The sequence below is a fragment of the Novosphingobium sediminicola genome, assembly GCF_014196525.1.
GTDB classification, from domain to species: domain Bacteria; phylum Pseudomonadota; class Alphaproteobacteria; order Sphingomonadales; family Sphingomonadaceae; genus Novosphingobium; species Novosphingobium sediminicola.
Map to the genome: position 1 here is coordinate 1 of NZ_JACIDX010000044.1, position 3,864 is coordinate 3,864.

General features: G+C 61.8%; 5 protein-coding genes. 1 reads left to right on the forward strand and 4 read right to left on the reverse strand.

What is annotated here, in order from left to right; genetic code table 11:
• Window positions 1-192: 192 nt before the first annotated feature.
• From GGR38_RS23835 to tnpA, 4 genes are all read right to left on the reverse strand, one after another.
• Window positions 193-864: an esterase/lipase family protein gene (locus tag GGR38_RS23835; protein ID WP_183629492.1), complete on the reverse strand. Its 672-nt coding sequence runs from the start codon at window positions 862-864 to the stop codon at window positions 193-195.
• A 124-nt stretch (window positions 865-988) separates the two neighbouring features.
• Window positions 989-2,620, reverse strand: a complete 1,632-nt coding sequence (gene tnpC, locus GGR38_RS23840; RefSeq protein ID WP_183629494.1) for an IS66 family transposase — start codon at window positions 2,618-2,620, stop codon at window positions 989-991.
• Between the two features lie 70 nt (window positions 2,621-2,690).
• Window positions 2,691-3,032 (reverse strand): IS66 family insertion sequence element accessory protein TnpB, encoded by a 342-nt coding sequence (tnpB, locus tag GGR38_RS23845; RefSeq protein WP_343059215.1) that lies wholly within the window; start codon window positions 3,030-3,032, stop codon window positions 2,691-2,693.
• Window positions 3,029-3,367: an IS66-like element accessory protein TnpA gene (tnpA, locus tag GGR38_RS23850; protein WP_183629498.1), complete on the reverse strand. Its 339-nt coding sequence runs from the start codon at window positions 3,365-3,367 to the stop codon at window positions 3,029-3,031. Before tnpA ends, tnpB begins: the two co-directional genes overlap by 4 nt.
• A 78-nt stretch (window positions 3,368-3,445) precedes the next feature.
• On the opposite strand from tnpA, the gene GGR38_RS23855 reads away from it, so the two are divergent.
• Window positions 3,446-3,864, forward strand: a 419-nt coding sequence (locus GGR38_RS23855) for a PfkB family carbohydrate kinase (RefSeq protein ID WP_246405259.1), incomplete at its 3' end; no start/stop codon positions are given.

The following is a 3,864-nucleotide window of genomic DNA, read 5'->3' on the forward strand; positions in this document are numbered from 1 at the left end:
ACGCCTGCGGGTCGAGTGATTGCCGATGCGCAATCGCTTGATCTGACCATCGGCGGGGCGGAGGCCAATGTCGGCGTCGCGCTGGTGGCGATGGGTAGCCATCCGGTAAATGCCGCAATCAAGAGATAAGCTCTCCAGCATTTGTCTGGGCCGTCTGAGGATGGAGAAGCCAATTGAGCGACATTCCAGATACTAACCGATGGGCAACCCCTCGAAGGCTCCGCGCTTCAGGAAAGCCAGGGTTTCTCGAATTATGCGGCGATCATAGACCATGAAGGTGTGAGTCACGGGCAGAGTAATATGCTCGGTCTCACCATCGACGTGTGTCGCGGCCACCCGGACTTTGCCATCGTGGGGGCCTGCCAGAAGCCGTTGCGGCATGGGCAATAACGACCTGTTTCCCGCAATAATCCCGACGGGATATTGAATGGTTCCCAGCATAGTCTCGTCAGCAGCACTTCTCTTTGTTCTAAGATGCGCACCGCTGCGGCCGAGCGCCATGGTGCCAAGACCCATGCGAAAAAGTAGGTCTGCCAGTTCACTTCCCGCGTTGGGCGGGGCCAGCTGAACCACCCGGCCGAGCCGTTCTGGGCGATGTTCAGCGAGATAGGCCCGCGCGACAAGTCCACCCAACGAATGCGTGACGATATGAAGCGGGCCATCAAGCCTGGCCTCGAAGTCCGCTATGCGCGGCAAGAGCCATTCCACAATTTCTGACAATGAGTGGCGATATGGGTAGCTTGGTGAGAGGGTCGCGTAGCCTGACTGATTGGCGGCTCGTTTTAGCCTTCCCATTGAGGCGCCATAGCGCCCATGACCGTGCAAAAACAACACGCCTCCGCGCTCTAACACCTTATGCTCCATTGGGTTCAACGCATTTACACATCGCCATGTTTTGCCCAGATGCTGGATCGTAGACAATGGATAAGTACCGAGAGCGATGATACATTTTTCCTGACCCGCTTCTGAAGTTTAGCAACAAGCGCTATTAAGCCTGACAAAGTCCCCAATTCCATGGCAGCAGGTCACCAAGGCAACTGACTGGACAATCCGCGATCCGGTTCAGCACATCGGCCAGCCATGCCTGTGGGTCGATGTCATTGAGCCGGGCAGATTGAATCAGCGTATAGAACACGGCGGCCCGCTGCCCGCCGCGATCTGATCCGCAGAACAGCCATGCCTTCCGGCCTAATGGCACGCAACGGAGCGCTCGTTCCGCCGCGTTATTAGTGAGGCAAATTCGCCCGTCGTCGAGGAAGCGGGTGAAGGCATCCCAGCGGCGCAGCATATAGTTGATAGCCTTGGCCAGATCGTGGTTGCGCGACAGCTTGGCCAACTGGGCCGTCAGCCAGGCATGCAGTTCGACCACCAGCGGCGCGCTAAGATCCTGTCGCACCGCGAGCCGCTCGCTTGCCCCCTTGCCGTTGATGGCTCGCTCGATGTCGAACAACGCGTCGATCCGCTGCACGGCCTCAAGCGCGATGGGGTAAATATGGCTGGCGCGCTCGCCACGGCTGCGCCGGCGGGCTGCAGCTTCCACATCAGCCAGTTCGAAGAACTTACGCCGCGCATGGGCAAAGCAGCCTGCCTCCATGATCAGGCCGGGTTCGCGTCCGATGGCATAAAGCTCGGAATAGCCGCCATAGGCGTCCGCCTGCAGGATACCTGACCATGACGCCAGATGAGCGCGCGGATGCTCACCGCGCCGGTCACGGGAGTAATAGAAGAGGGCGGCGGGCGGATCGGCGCTGCCAAAGGGACGGTCATCGCGGACATAGGTCCACAAGCGAGCCGTATCGGTCTTGCCCTTGGCTATGACCGGCACGGTGGTGTCGTCGCCATGGAGCCGCTGCGCAGTCAGGACATGGGCCTCGATCAGCCGATAGAGCGGCATCAAGGCAAAGGCTGCCGCACCGACCTGATCGGCCAGCGTGGAAGTGGCGAGCGGTACGCCTTCACGGGCAAAGCGTTCGGCCTGCCGGTTGAGGGGCTGGTGCTGGCCATATTTCTCGAACAGCAGCATCGCCAGAAAGCCGGGCCCAGCCCAGCCACGTGGCACGACATGGAACGGCACCGGGGGCTGTGTGATGGTTTCACAATCCCGGCAGGAAAATTTCTCGCGCACAGTCTGGATGATCTTCCATGCCCGGGGGATTACCTCCAGCGTTTCGGTCACATCCTCACCCAACTTCGACAGGCGGTTCCCGCCACAGGCTGGGCAGGAACATGGTGCCGGAATAACAACCCGCTCACGCGGCAGATGCTCGGGGAACGGCTTCCTGGAAGGCTTTTTGCGCTCAAAGGCTGGAACGCTGGAGGTCTTTGCCGCCGCTGCTTCGGCGGCCAGATCATCCTCGCTGGCATCGCCCTCGAGATCCTCGAGTTGTAATTCCATCTGGTCGAGCAAGCGGCGGCTGCGCTCGGCACTGGCACCATATTGCTCGCGCCGCAGCTTGGCAATCTGGAGCTTGAGGTGGGCGATCATAGCCTCGGTGGCGCTGGCCTGAGCCTGAGCGTTGGCCAGTTGTGCCTCGGCCTGATCGGCGCGCTGGAGGGTGGCCGCCAGCAGCGCCTTGAGCGCTTCCACATCGTCCGGAAAGGGCGAAACGGCGGTATCCATGAAGCGGATGGAATCATAGAAAGCCGCCAAGGTGAAGCGGGAAAGCGCCGCCTTGGCAAAGAAATAGCGCCTATCCGGCGCTCTCCGGCCGCCAGGAATGCTGTGGGTTCCGCCAGTCGATGCCCTCCAGCAGGCAAGCCAACTGCGCACTGGTCAGCGATACCATTCCCTCCTTGGCAGAGGGCCAGATGAAGCGGCCTTTCTCCAGCCGTTTGGCGTACAGCGACATGCCGATGCCATCATGCCAGATGATCTTGAGCAGCGATCCGGCCCGGCCGCGAAAGACAAAGAGATCACCGCCATGGGGATTGCGACCCAGCCCTTGCTGCACCTGCAGGGCCAAACCCTGCATGCCTTTGCGCATGTCAGTATGACCCATGGCGATCCACACCCGTGCGCCCGGTGGGATCACCGCAGCGCCTTCAGGACGGCAGCCGCCAGAGCCGGGGAAGCGGCAGCAAAAATGCTGACCCGCCCCGTACCGGGTAATTCCACGATAACAGCCGGATCCCCGGACTTGGATGGAGGAGGATTGTCAGAGGGAACGATCACAGCCTGAGCGAAGTCGACCGGCTGCCGAAGTTTGCGGCGCCAAGTATAGATCCGCGCCGTCGAAATGTCATGTTTACGCGCAACGTCGGCCACGCAGGTACCCGGGGCAAACGCCTCCGCCAATATCCGCAAACGCTCCTCATCATTCCAGTGTCGGCGCCGCTCAGGCCCGTTCATTACCGTGATCTGCCGCATCCCACCGCTCCTGAGAGTGCTCTCGAGAGCGCCCTTGAGAGCGCTTACCTAACGGCGGAGCAAGGCGGGACTCGCCGGATGGATACGGCGATGGGGCATGGGGCGCGGTTCGTGTCCAAGGTTCCGGCCAATGCCTTGGGCGACAAGGCCCGCGCGGCACTGGCCGGAGCGGGCGTCGATGTGCAGCATTTCGTGCGTGGTGAAGGCCGTATGGGATTGTATTTCCTTGAGGTTGGCGGTTCGCTGCGGCCCAGCGCGATCACCTATGACCGCGCCGGATCGGCCTTTGCCACCGCGCGGGCGGAGGAGTTCGACTTCGCCGCCGCCCTGCAAGGCGCATCGCTGTTCCACATCTCCGGCATCACCGCCGCGCTCGGGCCGGGCGGCGTGGACCTTGCCCGCGCCGGGATCAGGGCGGCCCGCGCAGCAGGCGTCCCGGTCAGTTTCGACTGCAATTTCCGTGAGAAACTGTGGGGCGCGTGGGCCAGCAATCCGCG

Bases quoted from the DNA above. Each gene is read 5' to 3' on its own strand.
- GGR38_RS23835 (WP_183629492.1), bottom strand. From the start codon at position 864: ATGGAGCATAAGGTGTTAGAGCGCGGAGGCGTGTTGTTTTTGCACGGT.
- tnpC (WP_183629494.1), bottom strand. From the start codon at position 2,620: ATGGATACCGCCGTTTCGCCCTTTCCGGACGATGTGGAAGCGCTCAAG.
- tnpA (WP_183629498.1), bottom strand. From the start codon at position 3,367: ATGCGGCAGATCACGGTAATGAACGGGCCTGAGCGGCGCCGACACTGG.